The sequence below is a fragment of the Sphaerisporangium siamense genome (assembly GCF_014205275.1).
Classification (GTDB): domain Bacteria; phylum Actinomycetota; class Actinomycetes; order Streptosporangiales; family Streptosporangiaceae; genus Sphaerisporangium; species Sphaerisporangium siamense.
Genome location: NZ_JACHND010000001.1, coordinates 7,971,375 through 7,988,024, shown reverse-complemented (window position 1 = coordinate 7,988,024; position 16,650 = coordinate 7,971,375). Strand labels below are relative to the sequence as shown.

General features: G+C 74.5%; 12 protein-coding genes. 7 read left to right on the top strand and 5 right to left on the bottom strand.

What is annotated here, in order from left to right:
- The first annotated feature begins 81 nt into the window (after nucleotides 1–81).
- The 4 genes from BJ982_RS36090 (at nucleotide 82) to BJ982_RS36075 (ending at nucleotide 3,541) form a co-directional block, all read left to right on the top strand.
- A complete protein-coding gene (locus BJ982_RS36090) occupies nucleotides 82–1,107 on the top strand; it encodes a YihY/virulence factor BrkB family protein (protein WP_184887624.1) in 1,026 nt (341 codons plus the stop codon).
- 117 nt (nucleotides 1,108–1,224) lie between these two features.
- A complete protein-coding gene (locus tag BJ982_RS36085) occupies nucleotides 1,225–2,016 on the top strand; it encodes a phosphatase PAP2 family protein (RefSeq protein WP_239122715.1) in 792 nt (263 codons plus the stop codon).
- Nucleotides 2,000–2,728 carry a phosphatase PAP2 family protein gene (locus tag BJ982_RS36080; RefSeq protein WP_184887620.1) on the top strand — a complete coding sequence of 243 codons (729 nt, stop codon included), beginning with the start codon at nucleotides 2,000–2,002 and terminating at the stop codon, nucleotides 2,726–2,728. The genes BJ982_RS36085 and BJ982_RS36080 overlap by 17 nt, the downstream gene beginning before the upstream one ends.
- Before the next feature lie 144 nt (nucleotides 2,729–2,872).
- Entirely contained in the window at nucleotides 2,873–3,541 is a 669-nt protein-coding gene (locus BJ982_RS36075) for a response regulator (RefSeq protein ID WP_184887618.1), read from the top strand.
- A gap of 43 nt (nucleotides 3,542–3,584) precedes the next feature.
- Here the strand turns inward: BJ982_RS36075 and BJ982_RS36070 are convergent, their stop codons facing one another.
- Nucleotides 3,585–5,258 (bottom strand): RecQ family ATP-dependent DNA helicase, encoded by a 1,674-nt coding sequence (locus BJ982_RS36070; protein ID WP_184887616.1) that lies wholly within the window; start codon nucleotides 5,256–5,258, stop codon nucleotides 3,585–3,587.
- Between the two features lie 295 nt (nucleotides 5,259–5,553).
- Between BJ982_RS36070 and BJ982_RS36065 the strand changes: the two genes are divergently transcribed.
- Nucleotides 5,554–9,933 carry a cation-translocating P-type ATPase gene (locus BJ982_RS36065; protein WP_239122716.1) on the top strand — a complete coding sequence of 1,460 codons (4,380 nt, stop codon included), beginning with the start codon at nucleotides 5,554–5,556 and terminating at the stop codon, nucleotides 9,931–9,933.
- Nucleotides 9,934–9,939: 6 nt separating this feature from the next.
- Here the strand turns inward: BJ982_RS36065 and BJ982_RS36060 are convergent, their stop codons facing one another.
- Complete coding sequence (locus BJ982_RS36060; protein WP_275411662.1) at nucleotides 9,940–10,506, bottom strand: C40 family peptidase; 567 nt, start codon at nucleotides 10,504–10,506, stop codon at nucleotides 9,940–9,942.
- A 284-nt stretch (nucleotides 10,507–10,790) separates the two neighbouring features.
- Here BJ982_RS36060 and BJ982_RS36055 point away from each other — a divergent pair, with 284 nt between their 5' ends.
- Both BJ982_RS36055 and BJ982_RS36050 read left to right on the top strand, forming a co-directional pair.
- Complete coding sequence (locus tag BJ982_RS36055; RefSeq protein ID WP_184887610.1) at nucleotides 10,791–12,206, top strand: hypothetical protein; 1,416 nt, start codon at nucleotides 10,791–10,793, stop codon at nucleotides 12,204–12,206.
- Nucleotides 12,207–12,274: 68 nt separating this feature from the next.
- Entirely contained in the window at nucleotides 12,275–12,616 is a 342-nt protein-coding gene (locus BJ982_RS36050; RefSeq protein WP_184887608.1) for a DUF6158 family protein, read from the top strand.
- Between the two features lie 120 nt (nucleotides 12,617–12,736).
- On the opposite strand, the gene BJ982_RS36045 is transcribed toward BJ982_RS36050, so the two are convergent.
- The 3 genes from BJ982_RS36045 to BJ982_RS36035 all read right to left on the bottom strand — a co-directional run bounded on the left by BJ982_RS36045 (nucleotide 12,737) and on the right by BJ982_RS36035 (nucleotide 16,598).
- Nucleotides 12,737–14,092 carry an ice-binding family protein gene (locus tag BJ982_RS36045; RefSeq protein WP_184887606.1) on the bottom strand — a complete coding sequence of 452 codons (1,356 nt, stop codon included), beginning with the start codon at nucleotides 14,090–14,092 and terminating at the stop codon, nucleotides 12,737–12,739.
- A 312-nt stretch (nucleotides 14,093–14,404) separates the two neighbouring features.
- Nucleotides 14,405–15,373, bottom strand: a complete 969-nt coding sequence (locus BJ982_RS36040; RefSeq protein WP_184887604.1) for a serine/threonine-protein kinase — start codon at nucleotides 15,371–15,373, stop codon at nucleotides 14,405–14,407.
- Between the two features lie 160 nt (nucleotides 15,374–15,533).
- On the bottom strand, nucleotides 15,534–16,598 hold the full coding sequence (locus BJ982_RS36035; RefSeq protein WP_184887602.1) for an LLM class flavin-dependent oxidoreductase: 1,065 nt from the start codon (nucleotides 16,596–16,598) through the stop codon (nucleotides 15,534–15,536).
- Between the last annotated feature and the right edge of the window lie 52 nt (nucleotides 16,599–16,650).

Below are 16,650 nucleotides of genomic sequence, written 5' to 3'. Positions count from 1 at the left end.
GCCATGTCCGGAGTGATCGCTGAGGCGCCGAACGGCGCACCCGCCGTGCCGCGCGTCCCGCGCGCGGTGGAGGGCTGACCGGTGGGAACCGCCAACACGGTGCCCGAGACCCGGTCGATGACCGGCGAGGAGCTCGACGCCGACGACGCGTGGGCCACGCTGCGCCGCTACGGCGGCTGGCACCTCGTCCGCGACTCGATCGTCCGCTTCCGCTACGGGGACGGCTTCAGCCATTCCCGGGCGCTGGCCTTCCAGATCTGCCTGTCGGTGATCCCCGGCGTCATCGCCGTCGTGGGGCTCAGCTCCGTCCTGCACCAGGAGCGGCTCGGCCGCGTCCTCGAACTGACCATCCACCGGTTCGCGCCCGTGTCCGGCGCGCAGGTGGTCAGGGACGCGCTGGAGGTCAGCCGCCGCCACGCCGACGACGGGGGCGCCATCGCCCTGTGGTTCGGCCTGCTGACCGCGGTGGTCGGGCTGACCACGGCCATGGCCCAGGTCGAACGGGGCGCCAACCGCATCTACGGCGTCGAACGCGACAGCCCCTTCCGCCACAAGTACCTGAAGGCGATGGTCATGGCGGTCACCGCCGGGTCGTTCATGACGCTGGGCTTCATCATCCTGGTCGGCGGCGCGGGCCTCGGCCGCGCGTTCGCCGAGGTGTACCACTGGAGCGGCACGGCCCTCACCGCGTGGACGCTGCTGCGCTGGCCGGCCGGATTCCTGCTTGCCGTGCTGTCGGCCTCTGTCCTGTTCCGCGCCGCGCCCCGCCGCAGGCAGCCCGGGCACACCTGGCTCGCGGGCGGCGCCATCGTGGCGCTGGCGCTGTGGACGGTCTTCAGCTGGGGCCTGTCGCTGTACGTGGAGAGGTCCGGCTCCTTCGGCCAGACCTACGGCCCGCTGACCGCGGTCATGGCGCTCATGTTGTGGTCCCTGCTCAGCTCGGTGGCGCTGTTCCTCGGCCTGTCCTTCGCCGCGCAGTTGGAGGCCTGCCGCGGCGGCGTGGGGCGGCCCGCCACGCCGGACCCGGGACCGGCGGGCGACCCGGCCGGGCCGCACGCGCGTGGCGTGGAGATGTCCGAGGTCAGGCAGGCGGCGGAGGTAGGGTGAGCGATGAGTACGTACGGTGATCATGTCGGTTCGCGCCGTGACGGCCTGACGCGCGGGGCGGACCGGGGAAACAAAGGGATCAAGAGCATCAAAGGCAACGAAGCCGGGCCGGACACGGTGGAGAGGCCAGGTGGAACGGGCGGCTGGTTCGGCAAGCGGTTCGACCGCGAGAGACGGCTCGGGCTCCGGCTCACGCTCGCCTCCGGCGCGGTCTTCCTGGTCCTGGTGCCGTTCACGCTGCTGCTCGTCCTGGTCCAGACCTCCTTCGGGCCGCTGAACGACCTGGACGAGAGCGTCGCCCGTGACCTGCACGCCTTCGCGGTCGGCCGGCCCGGCTGGGTGCTGGCCCTGCAGATCTGGACACACGTCTTCGCCCCCGAGGTCTGGCGCGTGGTCGTCGGCCTGGCCGCGGTGTACCTGGTGTGGCGGCGCGCGCCGCGGCTCGCCGCGTGGGCGGTCACCACGATCGCCGTCGGCGGGCTGCTCGGGCTGGCGCTGAAGGTGGCCGTCGCGCGCGCCCGGCCGCACCTGCCCGACCCCGTGGCCATCGCGCCGGGCTCGTCATTCCCGTCCGGCCACGCCCTCAACGCCACCCTGGGCGCCGGGGTGATGGTCCTGCTGATCCTGCCCATGCTCCGCGGCAGACAGCGGACGATCGCCTGGGCCGTCGCCGGGGTGATCGTCGCCGGCGTCGCCTACACGCGGGTCGCCCTCGGGGTGCACTGGGTCAGCGACGTGACGGCGGGCATCGTGCTCGGCGTGGCGGTGATCGCCGCCACGACCGCGGCCTTCGAGACATGGCGTCGTGAGATCGGCCGCCGTCCCGCCGCGCCGCACCGCGAGGGTGTGGAACCGGAGGCCAAGGAAGAGATATCCCCGAAGGGAAGAGAGCATGGTCACGGAGGCTAGTCAGGTCAGGACCGCGGACGGCTCCCGGTGGTCCTCCACCGCGGCATGGGCCGCGCGACTTCTCTTACTCCCCGTCGTGCTGCTCGCGCTCGTCACCGACGGCGTCGGGTGGCTGATCACCAGGCCGCTGCACAGCGAGGTGGCGGGCGAGCTCGCGGTCAACCAGGGGCTGGAGCAGGACCGCACGTCCCTGTTCAACACCCTCACGCACTACGGGTCCATGCTGTCGGACACGCCGGTGATCGTGGTGCTCACCGCGATCGCCGCGATCACCTTCCGGCTGGTCTTCCACCGCTGGCGTGAGTCGATCTTCATCATCCTCGCCGTGTGGTCGCAGTCGCTGGTGTTCCTGCAGGCCACCGTGTTCATCGACCGGCCGCGCCCCCAGGTCCACCACCTGGACCCCGCGCCGCCGACCTCCAGCTTCCCCTCCGGTCACACCAGCGCCGCCGTGGGCTTCTACTGCGGCATGGCACTGGTCCTGGCCCTGCACACCCACCGCCACGCCCTGCTCAAGGCGCTGTGGTGGGGTCTCGGGCTCGCGGGCCCGCTCATCGTCGCGGCCTCGCGCCTGTACCGGGGCATGCACCACCTCACGGACGTGACGTGGGGCCTGCTGCTCGGGTTCGCGTGCGTGGCCGTCGTCGGCTACGCCGTGCTCGGCACGCCGCTCTTCCCCGGCGGGCGAGGACGCGCGGTGGGCGCCCGGTAGCTCCGGGGTCCGACCAGGCGTACGCCGCCCGCTCGGGCACGATCGGCTGAGGGGAAACGCCGCACCCTCCACCCAGAGGAGACTTCGGGGGAGCGGCTTGACTATGATCCTCACTCTGCCGAATTACTTCAGAGCGGGCGGCGTATGACCAAGATTCTCGTCGTTGACGACGAACCCCAGCTATTGCGGGCCCTGCGCATCAACCTCCTCGCGCGGCACTACGAGGTCGAGGTGGCCAGGGACGGCGGCACCGCGCTGCGCCAGGCCGCCGGGTGGCACCCCGACCTGGTCGTGCTGGACCTGGGCCTTCCCGACATCGACGGCGTGGACGTGATCCACGGGCTGCGGGGCTGGACCAAGGTGCCGATCATCGTGCTGTCCGGCAGGTCCGGCAGCGCCGACAAGGTGGACGCGCTGGACGCGGGCGCCGATGACTACGTGACCAAACCGTTCGGGATCGACGAACTCCTCGCCAGGATCCGCGCCGTCACCCGGCGCGCGGCCACGCAGGACGAGGAACTGGCCGAGATCCCCGTCGGCGACCACGTCGTCGACCTGGTCGCCAAGACGGTCTCGGGCGGCGTGCGGCTCACGCCCACCGAGTGGCACCTGCTGACGATCCTGCTGCGCAACCCGGGCAAGCTGATCAGCCAGCGCCGCCTGCTCACCGAGGTCTGGGGGAGCAACTACGTGAAGGAGACGCACTACCTGCGGCAGTACATGGTGCAGCTCCGGCGCAAGCTGGAGGCCGACCCCGCCCACCCGCGCCACCTGCTCACCGAGCCGGGAATGGGCTACCGCTTCCAGCCGTAGACGGGGCCGTGCCGGTCATCGGGGGACCGGCTTCCGCGCGGGCTCAGGACGCCAGGACCAGCAGGTCGTCGCGCCGCACCGCCGCCAGCGAGAGGGTCTTGTACCCGACCTCCTCGAACAGCACCGTGACCCGGTCGGGGTCGCGGCTCATCACCACACCCGCACCCCACTCCTTGTGGACCACGTTGGCGTGCATCGGGAACGGCCCCTCCTCCGCCCGCCCGGCCGGCGGCGTGGACGCCGCGCCCGCGCGGCAGGTGTCGCAGTTGCCGCACGCCCGCTCGTACGGCTCGCCGAAGTACTCCAGCAGCGCCCGCCTGCGGCATCCCGTCGTCTCGGCGTAGCCGCGCATCATCTCGATCCTGGACTCGTCCACCCGCCGCCGCGTGTCGTCCAGCCCGGCCGCCTCGGCCGCCGCGCGCTCCGGGTCCGGCCCGTCGGGCAGGGGACGCAGGTCGCCGCGGTCGGTGAGCGTGACGGCCCCCACCCGCTCCAGCAGGTTGACCACGCCGGTCAGGCGCGAGGGCCCGATGTCCAGCAGCTCGCGCAGCTCCCGGGCGGGGACGGCGCCGCCGTGCTCGCTCACCAGCGTCGCCACGCGCAGCAGCAGCTCCTCGTCGGCCCGCCCTCCGGCGAAGAACCGGCGCACGCCGAGGTCCTCCGGCCGGTAGAACAGGACGGCTTCCGCGGGCTCCCCGTCCCGGCCCGCCCGGCCGATCTCCTGGTAGTAGGAGTCCGGCGAGTCCGGCGGGTCGGAGTGCAGCACGTACCGGACGTCGGGCTTGTCGATGCCCATCCCGAACGCCGAGGTGGCGACGACGACGTCCACGGCGCCGTCGCGGAACAGCCCGTGCACCCGGTGCCGGTCGGCGGGCTTCATGCCCGCGTGGTAGGACTCGGCGCGCCGCCCGGCCTCACGCAGCGCCTCCGCGTACTCCTCGGCGGCGCGCCGCGTCGCGACGTACACCAGGCCGAGGCCGGGGCGGGCGGCGGCGTCCTCGATCAGCGCGCGGCGCTTGTCCTCCTTGGTGACGAACCTGCGCACCTCCAGGTGGATGTTCGGCCGGTCGAAGCCGCGGACGATCACCTTCGCGCCGGACAGCCCGAGCGCCTCGATGATGTCGTCGCGCACCATCGGCGCGGCCGTCGCGGTCAGCGCGACCACCGGCGGGTGCCCGAGCCGTTCGATCGCCTGGCCGAGCCGCAGGTAGTCGGGTCGGAAGTCGTGCCCCCACGCCGACACGCAGTGCGCCTCGTCGATGGCGATCAGCGAGGGGCGCGCGGCGCGCAGCCGGTCGATCACCTCCGGCTTGGCGAGCTGCTCGGGGGACAGGAAGACGAACTCGGCGTCGCCGGCGCGCACCCGGTCCAGCGAGGCGCCGCCCGCGCGGTCGGGCTGCGCCGAGTTCACCGCGACCGCGCCGCCCGCGTCGGCCGCGGCCAGCCCGGCGACCTGGTCGCGCTGCAGGGCGATCAGGGGCGACACCACCACCGTCGGGCCGTCGATGAGCAGCGCGGGCACCTGGTACACCGCCGACTTCCCGCCGCCCGTGGGCATCACCAGCAGCACGTCCTGCCCGGCGAGCAGGCACTCCATGGCCTCCCGCTGTCCGGGCCGCAGCTCGCGCCAGCCGAACGTCCGGCGGGCGACCGCGCTCAGCCGCCGCCCCGCGCGCACCTTGCCGACCCAGTCGCCGGCCGACTTCCGAAGTCCCATGACACCCCGCTCCCCGCCTCACGTGCCGCCGTCCTTTCCGGGCGCCGGCGGGCGGCCGTGGCCTGCCGCCCCGTCCCCGTGCCCCCGGACCGGCCCCTTACGCCTGCCGGCCGCGCACGGCCGCCACGCCCGGAAGACCGGGCGATTCAGGCGTTGTACGACCGTCCGGGTTTATGCGGTCGCACAGGGAGGAACAGTGTCGGGGACGGCCGACCGGCCGCCGCGGGCCGCGTCCGACCTGGTCGTTCGCGGCCGCGCTTCCAGGTGCCCCCCTGCCGCGTGGAGGGGTGATGGGGTGCGCCCGCTGGTGAGCCGTACGGCGCTGAGCCACGTGCTGGCCTCCTCCGCCTTCCTCCTGCGGACCGCGCTGCCCGGTCCCCTGGGGACTCTCCTTCCGCCGCCTCCCCGCAGGGCCGTCCCGTGCCCCGGCGGTGTCCACGTCGAGCTCTACGGCATCGGCGGGCCGGGCACCGAGAAGGCGGCGGCCGCCCTGGAGAAGCGGCTCCGCGCGGTGCCCGGCGTCGAGCGGGCCGAGGTCAACGGCCGCCTCGGCCGCGTCTTCGCCGGCCTGGCGCCCGGCGGCGCGGATGCCGAGAAGCTGACGGCGGTCGTCGAGGAGATGGACCCCCGCCCGCGGGAGGCGCCACGGCCTCCGGCTGGACCCGTGGAGCGGCACGCGAGCGCGGCGGTCCGCCTCGCGGCGACCGTCGCCGCCGCCGGGGTCGCCGTCGCCGGGCAGGTCGCCAGGGTCCGCGCCCTGGACCCGCTCGTGCCGGCCTTGGGGAATCTGGCCGCCTCGACCCCGTTCACGCGCCAGGCCGCCGAGGACCGCCTCGGCCGCGCCCCCGCCGAAGCCCTCTTCACGGCCTTCACGCTGACCACCCAGGCGCTCACCGCGCGCCCGCTCGGGGTGGTGGCGCAGGCGGCGTCGTCGCTGTGCCGGTACGTGGAGGCCAGGGCCGTACGGGCCTCATGGCTGCGGGCGCAGGAGCGGCTGGCCGCGACGCCGGGCGCCTACCGCCACATCGGGGCCGCGACCGGGCCGCGCCCCGGACGTCTGCCGCACGGCCCCGCGGAGAAGTACGGGCAGATCGCGGGCCCGGCCACCCTCGCCGTCTACGGGGCGGCCCGGCTGCTCACCCCGCACGGGCGCCGGGCCCTGTCCCTCCTCGTCGCCGCCACGCCGAAGATCGCCGGCCTGGCCCGCGACGCGTTCGCCGGGGTGACCGGGCGCGCGCTGGCCGCCCGCGACGCGCTCGTCCTCGACGCCGCGGTCCTGCGCCTCATGGACCGGGCCGACACCGTGATCCTGGACGCCGCCGTGCTCACCACCGGCGCGTGGACGATCGACCGCGTGGAACCCCTCGCCGACGACCTGAAGACCGGCGAGCTGTACGCCCGGCTCTACGCCTTGATCGACCTGTCCGACCCCGGCGCGGCGGGGGACGGGCAGGGGTGGTCGGTCGCCCCGCTCGCCGACCTGGACCGCCTGCCCTCCGGGGACGCCGCCGTGTGGCGGGAACGCGGCCTGCGGGCCCTGGAGGTGCGCAGGGACGGGACGCCGGTCGCGATCGCCGGGCTGGCCCGCGAGGCCGAGCCGCTGGCCGAGGCCATCGTCGCCGCCGCGAAGGCCGCGGGGACGGTCCTGCTGGCCGGGGACGAGGCCGTCGCCCGCCGCTTCGCCGTCGGCGAGGTGCTCCCGCCCGGGGACCTCGCCGCGCACGTGGCCGGCCTGCAGGCGCGCGGCCACGGCGTGGTGGTGGTGGCGCGGGGCGCCGGCCGGGCGCTGGCCGGGGCCGACATCGGCGTCGGCGTGCCCGGCGCGGACGGAGCCCTGCCGTGGGACGCCGACGTCGTCACCGGGCCGTCCGGCGTCCACCTGATCCTGAGCTGCCTGCCCCGGGCGGTGCGGGCGAGCACCAACGGCGTGCGGCTCGGCGCCGTCGCCGCGGTCGTCGGAGGCCTGCTGGCCGTCGCCGGGCCGGAGGCCACGGCCCTGCACCGGGCGTACGTGCTGGACGCGGTCGTCTCGCTGACCGCCGTCGCCCTCGGGGAATGGGCCGGGCGCGCCGCCGCCCGCGTGCCCGTGCCGGCGCCCGCCGACGTCACCCCCTGGCACGCCATGTCCGTCAAGGAGGTGCTGGCGCTGCTCGGGTCCTCCGCCGACGGCATCTCCGGCGACGACGCCGGACGGCGCCGGACCTCGGCCGGGACCACGGAGGCGCGGCCCCGCTCGCTCGCGCGCACGACCGCCGAGGAGCTGGCGAACCCGCTCACCCCCGCGCTCGCGGCCGGGGCGGCGATCTCGGCCCTGGTCGGGTCGGTGCTCGACGCGGTGATGATCAGCGTGGTGATGCTGACGAACGCGCTGCTCGGCGGCGTGCAGCGCTTCCGCGCCGACCGGGCGCTGCACCGCCTCACCGAGGCGACCGAGGTCCGCGTGCGCCTGCGCCGCCCTGACGGCGTCGTGTCCGCCACCAAGGACGACCTCGCCCCCGGCGACGTGATCGAGCTGCGCGCCGGGGACGCCGTCCCCGCCGACGCGCGGGTGATCAAAGCGGACGGCCTGGAGGTCGACGAGTCGACGCTCACCGGGGAGTCGCAGCTCGTCACCAAGAGCGCCGCGCCGACGGTCGCCGCGGCGGTCGCCGACCGCGCCTCGATGGTCTACCAGGGCACCACGGTCGCGGCGGGCAGCGCGCGGGCGGTCATCGTCGCGACCGGCGACATGACCGAGGCCGGGCGCAGCGCGCGGCTGGCCGCCGAGCCCAGCCCGCCCACGGGCGTCGAGCTGCGGCTGCGCGAGCTGAGCCGCCGCATCCTGCCCGCCTCGATCGCCGCGGGCGTCGTGCTGCTGCTCACCGACCTGCTGCGCGGGCGCCCCCTGGCCTCCGCCCTCACCCCGGCGGTCAGCCTGACCGTGGCCGCGGTGCCCGAGGGGCTGCCGTTCGTCGCGACGCTGGCCGAGCTCGCGGCGGCGCGGCGGCTGTCCAAGCGGGCCGCGCTGGTGCGCAACCCCTCCACGATCGAGGCCCTCGGCCGGGTCAACGTGCTGTGCTTCGACAAGACCGGCACGCTGACCGAGGGCCGCATCCGGCTCAGGTACATCTCCGACGGGTGGCGCGGCGCCTCCGTCGAGCGGGTGGACGACCGGCTGCGGCGTGTCCTCGCCGCCGCCGTGCGGGCCAGCCCGCGCACCGGCGGAGGCCGCGTGATCGCCCACCCCACCGACCGCGCGGTCCTCGACGGCGCCGAGAAGATCGGCGTGACCCCGGGCGACGGGCTGGACCGCTGGGAGCGGGTCGACGTGATGCCCTTCGAGCCCGGGCGCGGCTACCACGCCGTGCTCGGCGCCACGGGCCAGGGACAGCTCCTCACCGTGAAGGGCGCTCCGGAGATCCTGCTCACCCGCTGCGACCGGGTGCTGAGGGACGGCACGCCGGCGCCGCTGGACGAGGCGGCGCGGCGCGCGCTGGAGGACGAGGTCGACCGGCTGGCGCGCCAGGGCTACCGCGTGCTCGCGGTGGCCGAGCGCCGCGCCTCCGACCGCGGCGACCTGGACGAGTCGCGCGTGGACGAGCTGTGCTTCCTCGGGTTCCTCGGCCTGGCAGACCCGGTGCGCCCGACCGCCGCGGAGAGCGTGCGCCGCCTCGCCCGCGCCGGCGTGCGCGTCGTCATGGTGACCGGCGACCATCCGAGCACCGCCGAGGCCATCGCCGTGGAGCTGGACGCGCTGGACGGCGGGCGCGTGATGACCGGCCCCGAGCTGGAGGAGATGGACGACGAGTCGCTGACCAAGGTGCTGCCCGAGGTGGCCGTCTTCGCCCGCGCCACCCCCGCGCACAAGGCGCGGATCGTCACCTGCCTGCGCAGGGCCGGGGAGGTCGTGGCGGTCACCGGCGACGGCGCCAACGACGCCCCCGCGATCCGCATGGCCGACGTCGGCATCGCGCTCGGCTCGCGCGCCACGCCCGCCGCCCGCGCCGCCGCCGACCTCGTCGTGACCGACGACCGCATCGAGACCATCGTGGACGCGATCGTCGAGGGCCGGGCCATGTGGAGCTCGGTGCGCGACGCGCTCAGCATCCTGCTCGGCGGCAACGTCGGCGAGATCGTCTTCACGGTGGGGACCGGCCTGCTGGCGGGCGGCAGCGCCCTGAACGCCCGCCAGCTCCTGCTGGTGAACCTGCTCACCGACATGGCGCCGGCCCTGGCGGTGGCCGTGCGCCCGCCCGCCTCGACCGACCCCGACAAGCTGCTGGCCGAGGGCCCGGAGGCGTCGCTCGGCGAGTCGCTGACCCGCGACATCTACCTGCGCTCGGCCGTGACCGCGAGCGCCGCGATCGCGGCCTGGGCCGCCGGGCGGCTGACCGGCACGCAGGCGCGGGCCAACACGATCGGGCTGGTCGCGCTGGTGGCGGCGCAGCTCTTCCAGACCGTGGCGCAGGGCGGGCGCGACCGGGTCGTGGTGGCCGCGACGCTGGCGTCCCTGGTCATGCTGGTCGTGGTGGTGTCGGTGCCGGGGGTGAGCACGTTCTTCGGCAGCCGTCCGCTCGGGCCGGTGGGCTGGTCCATCGCGCTCGGCTGCGCCGCCGCCGCCACCTACCTGGGCCCGGTCGCGCAGGACCTGGTCAGGCGGGCCCGCGCCGCCGCGCCGGTGCCGGCGGAGGCGTGAGCCGCCTCACCGCTCGTAGCGGTAGTAGCCCGCCAGGTCGGGGAGGATGTCCACGGGGTCGGTCCTGATGGTGGTGCCCGTCCGCAGCGCGTTGATCATCATGCCGTCGCCGACGTAGATGCCCACGTGATGGGTCCTGACCGACCGTTTGCGCACCTTGCCGTAGAACACCAGGTCGCCGGGCCTGGCCGCCCTGGCCGGCACCTTGCGCAGGCGGCGCAGGTGGTCGTCGGTGTTCCCGGGGCCGAGCACGTCCTCCTTGAACGCCAGGTGGTACACCCAGCGGGCCAGCCCCGAGCAGTCCAGGCCGGTGGTGGTGGCGGCCGGGCAGGGACGGATGGAGCCGTGGTAGCCGAGGCAGGTGCCGCGCGAGGGTCCGGGCAGCTTGGCGTGCCCGCCGCCCCAGACGTAGGGGATCGCCCCGCCCGCCCACCGGCTCTGCCGCTGCCCGTCCTCGATGGCACTGGCGATCGCCACCAGCCGGTTCGGCTCCTTCGCGACGACGAGGGGCGCCGATCCCGCCGCGAGGACGAGGACGCCGCCCGCGAGCGCCAGCCGGACAGCACGCCGCACGTGGAACCCCCGTTCCCTCCGGTGTCCGCCCTTACGATTCTCATCGCCCGAGGGATGGGTGCGTAGATCTCGTGAAATGTCACGCAATGTACGCATGGCATGCTCCACTGAGCTGTGGCGATCACCTACCGTGCCGGAGCGCGCCGGCTGGGGGAATCATGAGAAAGCGGTTCGCACCGGTCACGCGTCGGTAGCCTCGGAGACGCTGGTGCCGCCGAATCCTGGAGAAGGCCGGTGATCGACCTCCGCGCCCCGCGCCTGTTTCCCGCGCCGCTCCCCCCCCCGTGCGAGGGCACCTCCTGTTCGGCGGCGCGCTGCTCGCCGCGGCCCTGCTGCGGCTGGTCGCGATGCTCGGGTACCGGCCGGCGATCTGGTTCGACGGCGACTCCTACAGCTACGTGGCCGGGGCGCTCCAGCTGTGGCCGAGCCGTTCCCGCAGCTCCGGGTACTCGCTGTTCCTGTGGCTGCTGGAGCCGTTCCACAGCACCGCGCTCGTCGTCGCCGCGCAGCACCTGCTCGGCCTGCTGTCGGCCGTCCTGGTCTACGCGGTCCTGCGGCGCCACGGCCTGCCCGGCTGGGGCGCCACCCTGCTCGCCGCGCCCGTGCTCTTCGACGCCTACCAGATCCAGCTCGAACACATGGTCATGGCGGACACGCTGTTCACCGCGCTGCTGGTGGCGGCGGCCGCGATCCTGCTGTGGCGCCCGGCGCTCACCGTCCCGTGGGGCCTCGCCGCCGGGCTGCTGCTCGGCTGCGCGGCGGTGCTGCGGACGGTCGGGGTGCCGCTCCTGGTGGTCGCCGTGGCCTGCCTGCTGCTGCGCCGGGTGGGGTGGCGCGGCGTGGCGGCGGCCTCGGCCGCCATGGCGCTGCCGCTCGGCGCGTACGCGACCTGGTACAGGGCCGAGCAGGGCAGCTTCGCGCTGAGCAGCGCCGACGGCACGTTCCTCTGGGCCAGGACGATGAGCTTCGCCGACTGCGCCACGATCGAACCGCCGCCCTCGGAGGCCTGGCTGTGCCCCACGGAGCCGGTGGACCGCAGGGTCGCGGCCTCCCGGTACATCTGGTCGCCCGGCTCGCCGGTGCGCGACCGGCCCATGTTCACCGACCAGGCCAACGAGCTCACGCGCGCCTTCGCGCTGCGGGCCATCGCCGCCCAGCCCTTCGACTACCTCGCGACGGTGCTCGGCGACACCGTCAAGGCGTTCGCCTGGACCCGGCTGCCCCACCCCTCGGCCGCGCACCTGCGGGCGTACGAGTTCGCCGCCACGCGCACCACGCCGCCGACCTACCGAGTCAAGGGTGACCTGCGGGCGGACGCGATCGCCCGCGACTACGAGGAGGGGCGGCCGGGGACGGAGGTCGTCCGGCCGTACGCCGGGGCGATGGTCGTCTACCAGCGGTGGGCGCGGATGCCGGGCCCGCTGCTCGCGGTGCTGCTGGGCGCCGGCCTCGCCGGGGTGGTCCTGCGGCGCGGGTGGCGCCTCGGCGTGCTGACGGCGTGGGCGATGGGCGCCGGCCTGCTGCTGGCGCCCGCGATGACGGCCGATTTCGACCATCGGTACGTGCTGGCGGCGGTGCCGTTCGCCGCGCTGGCGGCGGGGCTGACGCTCGCCCGGGGCGGCGCGCCGGGCCGGGCCGCGCGGGACCGCGCGGGGCCGGATACCGGCGCTGACCTGGGCAAGGACGCCGGATTCGTATAAAGAGAGTGTGAGATATCCCGCTTTGATAGGGGGTGACGGATTCGTCCGACCGGGTACAGGGTGGAGTCATGAACAGAGTCAATCCGCGAAACCTGAGCGTGCGAGATCTGCGCGACGAGCTCCGAGAGCTCGAGGAGTCCTGGATGGAGACCCTGCTGCGCGGCTCCGACGACGACCTGGACGACCATGCCGTCCGCACCCGGCAACTGGAGGAGGAGTTCGACCGGCGCGCGAGAGGAGACGCGCCGCCGCCGGAGAGGGACGCGGTCGCGGAGCAGGCGCAGAGCAGGCCCGAAGCAGGCGTGGAGCAGCCGCGGAGCAGGCCCGGAGCAGGCGTGGAGCAGCCGCGGAGTACGCCCGGAGCAGGCGTGGAGCAGGCGCAGAGCGCGCCCGGAGCGGGCGACGACTAGACCCGAAGCGGGCGCGAAGCGGCCGCCCGGCGGCCGGGGCACGCCCGGACATGTTCATCCGTCACGTAAGGGGCCCGTCCGACTCGGTCGGACGGGCCCCGTGGACGTCACGGGCCCAGATCAGCCGGTGACGGCGACGCGCGGGCGCGGCGCCTTGTAGTACTTGTGGTAGCGCGGCTTCTGGTACGGCTTCTGGTAGTGCTGGTGGCCCTTCGGCCCGTGGCCGTGGTGGGACCCCGAGCCGTGGTGGCCGTGGTGGCCGTGGTGGTCGTCCTCGCCGAACACTCCGTCGAGCGTGTGCAGCGTCTGCACCGTCACCAGCTTGCCGTGGTCCTTGTGGTGGCGATGGTGCCGGTTGTGGCGGTCCTTGCGCACCGTCCGCGGGTTCTGCTCGTCCACCGCCTCGGCCTCGGCCTTCTCATGACGGCCGTGGTCGCGCTCGCACTCCTCCGGGCATCTGCCGCCGGGGCCGACGGGCAGTTCCAGGGCCTGTGAGGTGGCCGGGTCGAACTCGGGCGTGCCCTCGAACGTGGCCACGATCCGGTGGATGCCCTCGGTCAGGTTCGGGTCGGCGAGCGTCGCCCGGCCGGAGGAGTTGAGCTGCGCCGTGCCGAGCGCGGCGCCGTCACTGGTGAACCGCACCTGGCCGGAGGCGACCGGGCCGTTGGCGGAGCGCACGATCGCGTTCAGGCTCAGCGGCCGGCCGGGCCCCGTCCCGCTGCAGGAGAACGTCACCGTGACGGTCGTGTTCTTGCCGGTCGCGCATCCGCGGGGCGCGGTGACGGTGTCCCCGGCGAGCGTCACGGCGGCGTGCGGGCCGGCCAGCAGCCTGCCCTCCACCGTGGCGCCGGTGCCCACCACGATGCCGCCCGTGGTCGCGGGCACGAGCAGCACGTTGCCGCGCAGCCTGGCTCCCGCGTACAGGGTCGCGGTCCTGGTGAGGGCCAGGAACACGTTGCAGGCCCGCGCCCCGCCGGCCAGGGTGACCGTGCCGTGCGCCGCCACGGTGAGGCTCGATCCGCGGATGACGAAGACCGCGTTCGGGTCTCCCTTCGCGTCCAGGGTCAGCTCGCCGCTCAGCGTGAACGGGCCGCCCGTGGACGTGTAGACGCCGGGGGGCAGCGTCCGGCCGCCGAGCGCCGGGGGGATGGTCCCGGTCGAAGGGCGCGAGGTGACGTCGGCGAACGCCGTGGCCAGGGCCGTCTGCGCCTGGGTCGCGGCCGCGTCGTTGATGTGGATGATCCCGTTCACGATGCTCGGGGGCGTGAGTCCCGTGACCGTGCTCCCGGGGGCGACGCCGACGTCTCCGGTGATGGCCGAGGTGCCGGTGTTGGTCACGGACGTCCCCGCCAGAACGGCGAAGCCCGCGGCGGCGCCGAGCGGCACCGGGACCGGCTGTGCCGCCGCGCCGGCGGAGCCGGGCGCCGCGGCGACGACCCACACCGCGACGGTCGCCGTGAGAGCCGCCGCCAGCAAGGAACGAACGATATGTCGCGCCCCGACACGAGGCCGACTGGCATGATTCATGAAGCGGTCCTTTGCTGTTGGTATTGCCATGTGAAAACGCATTGCCGATAATGCGTCCCGACATCCAACCGTACTGATCTCCGCCGTTGTGATCGTTATCCGACATGCGGAAAGTTTGAATCAAGCTCCATGTGCGGACAAATGGGAAATGTCCGTTCGATCGGATTATCGCCGTGCGGGATATCCCGTTTGAATGGCATTACGCGGGCGTTGGCGCGGCGAAAAAGGGCGTGCCGGTCCGGTGATTCGCGGAAACGGTACTTAAGCGAGCGAGCCGAGCGCGTTGGCCAGCCAGAGGAGCGCGGCGGCCGAGGCCGACAGCAGCGCCGAGCCGGCGGCGGCCGTCCGCACGCGCCGGATCCAGATGGCCGTGTCCCGGACCTCGATCGGCGGCGCGTCGAGCGCGCGCGTGAGCACCTCGGCCACGTGCCCGGCGGCCGGCCGCTCGGCGGGGTTCCCCGCCACGCACGCCGCGCACAGGGCGGTCAGCTCGGGCGGCACCTCGGGCGTCCCGGTACGGGGCATGCCGGGCGTCCCGGTACGCGCGCCGTGGCGCGGGCCCGGCGTCCCGCGCCCCCCGCCCGCCTCGTCCACGGGGCGCGGGGGGACCCCGGTGAGCATCTGGTAGACGAGCACGCCGAGGGCGTACACGTCCACGGCGGGGTGGAAGCCGCCCGCCGTGAGCCGCTCGGGCGCGGCGTACGGCGGCGTGCCGGGGACCCGGGGGCCGGCGTGCTCGCCCACGAACGCCGCGAGCCCGAAATCGAGCAGCTTGGCGCCCTCCGGTGTGAGCAGGACGTTCTCGGCGGTGACGTCGCGGTGGACGATGCCGCGCCGGTGGGCGGCCTCCAGCACCCGCGCGACCCTCGCGCCGACGGTCGCGGCCTCGCGCCACGGCAGCGGTCCCTCGGCGATCCGCTCGGACAGGGCCCGCCCGTCCAGCAGCCGCATCACGACGTAGGCGGCGGGCCGTCCGGCGGCGGTGATCGTCTCGCCGTAGTCGTACACCTCGATCGCGTCGTGGTGGAGCAGCCGGGCGGTCGCCCGCGCCTCCCTGCGGATCGCGCGGTGGTCGCCGTCCAGCACCTTGATCGCGACGGTGCGGTGCAACGACTGGTCGAAGGCGCGCCAGATCGCGGACGTCCCGCCGGAGGCTATCTGCTCGACGAGCCGGTACCGGCGCGTGAGCACGTCGCCCTCACGCACGGCCCCCGAGTCATGGGGGTTCACCGACCACCGGCCCCGGAGGGGTCAGACGAGTCGGGACGGGATTGGGAGCGCTCCCAGCACATTGTTCGGCGTTACTTCCGGGTCGGCAGACGCTACGCATGAATGTTCTCGCGGGTGGGTCCGATATTACGGACATAATCCATGCGAAGAAAGGTCTCTGTCAGAGCTCCTTGGTCATGCCGTACGCCTCGGCGATCAGCCCGTAGGAGCGGATCCTGGCCTCGCCGCCGTGGACGCCCGTGGTGATCATCAGCTCGTCCGCCCCGGTGCGCTCGCGCAGCGCGTCCAGGCCCGCCCGCACCGTCCCCGGGTCGCCGTGCACGACGTTGCCGAGCCAGTCGCGGACGAACTGCTCCTCGGCGGGACTGTAGGGGTACGCCTCGGCCTCCTCGGGCGTGGGCAGCGGCGCGGGCATGCCCCGCCGCAGGCGCAGCATGCCGAGCGCCCCGGTGCGCGCCCGCCGCAGCGCCTCCGCGCCGGTGTCCGCCGCCACCGCGCTCACGCCGATCATCGCGTACGGCTTGTCCAGCACGGCGGACGGCTCGAACCGCGAGCGGTACAGCTCCAGGGCGGGGATCGTGTTGGCGGAGCTGAAGTGGTGGGCGAAGGCGAACGGCAGGCCGAGCAGCGCGGCCAGCCCCGCGCTGAACCCGCTGGATCCGAGCAGCCAGATCGGCGGGCGCCCGGACCCGGGCGCGCTCGCCTCGCCGGGCACGGCGCGGATGCGCGGGCCCCGCGGGCCGGCCTCGTAGGTGTCGTCGAGGAAGGCGACGAGCTCGGCGAGCTGCTCGGGGAAGTCGTCGGCGTCCGGGGTCGCCCTGCGGCGCAGCGCGCGGGCCGTCGCCTGGTCGGTGCCGGGGGCGCGGCCGAGGCCGAGGTCGATGCGCCCGGGGTGCAGGGCGTGCAGGGTGCCGAACTGCTCGGCCACGATGAGCGGCGCGTGGTTCGGGAGCATCACGCCGCCCGAGCCGAGCCGGATGCTCCGCGTGCCGGCGCCCAGATGGGCCAGGATCACGGCGGGGGAGGAGCTGGCCACGCTCGGCATGCCGTGGTGCTCGGCCACCCAGAACCGGTGGTAACCCCATTCCTCCGCGCGCCGCGCCAGCTCCGTCGTCGTCCGGAGCGCGCCGGACGGCGTGTCGCCCGCGCCGACGGTCGCCAGGTCCAGGATCGAGAGCGGGACGGTCGACTCGCCACGGGCCACACCACGGATCTCATCGGTCATTTTCCGGACAACCCTGCCCGTGTGACGGCTATTCCGGCCCCGGGCACCGCCG

Bases quoted from the DNA above. Each gene is read 5' to 3' on its own strand.
- BJ982_RS36035 (WP_184887602.1), bottom strand. From the start codon at position 16,598: ATGACCGATGAGATCCGTGGTGTGGCCCGTGGCGAGTCGACCGTCCCG.
- BJ982_RS36070 (WP_184887616.1), bottom strand. From the start codon at position 5,258: ATGGGACTTCGGAAGTCGGCCGGCGACTGGGTCGGCAAGGTGCGCGCG.
- BJ982_RS36075 (WP_184887618.1), top strand. From the start codon at position 2,873: ATGACCAAGATTCTCGTCGTTGACGACGAACCCCAGCTATTGCGGGCC.
- BJ982_RS36050 (WP_184887608.1), top strand. From the start codon at position 12,275: ATGAACAGAGTCAATCCGCGAAACCTGAGCGTGCGAGATCTGCGCGAC.
- BJ982_RS36080 (WP_184887620.1), top strand. From the start codon at position 2,000: ATGGTCACGGAGGCTAGTCAGGTCAGGACCGCGGACGGCTCCCGGTGG.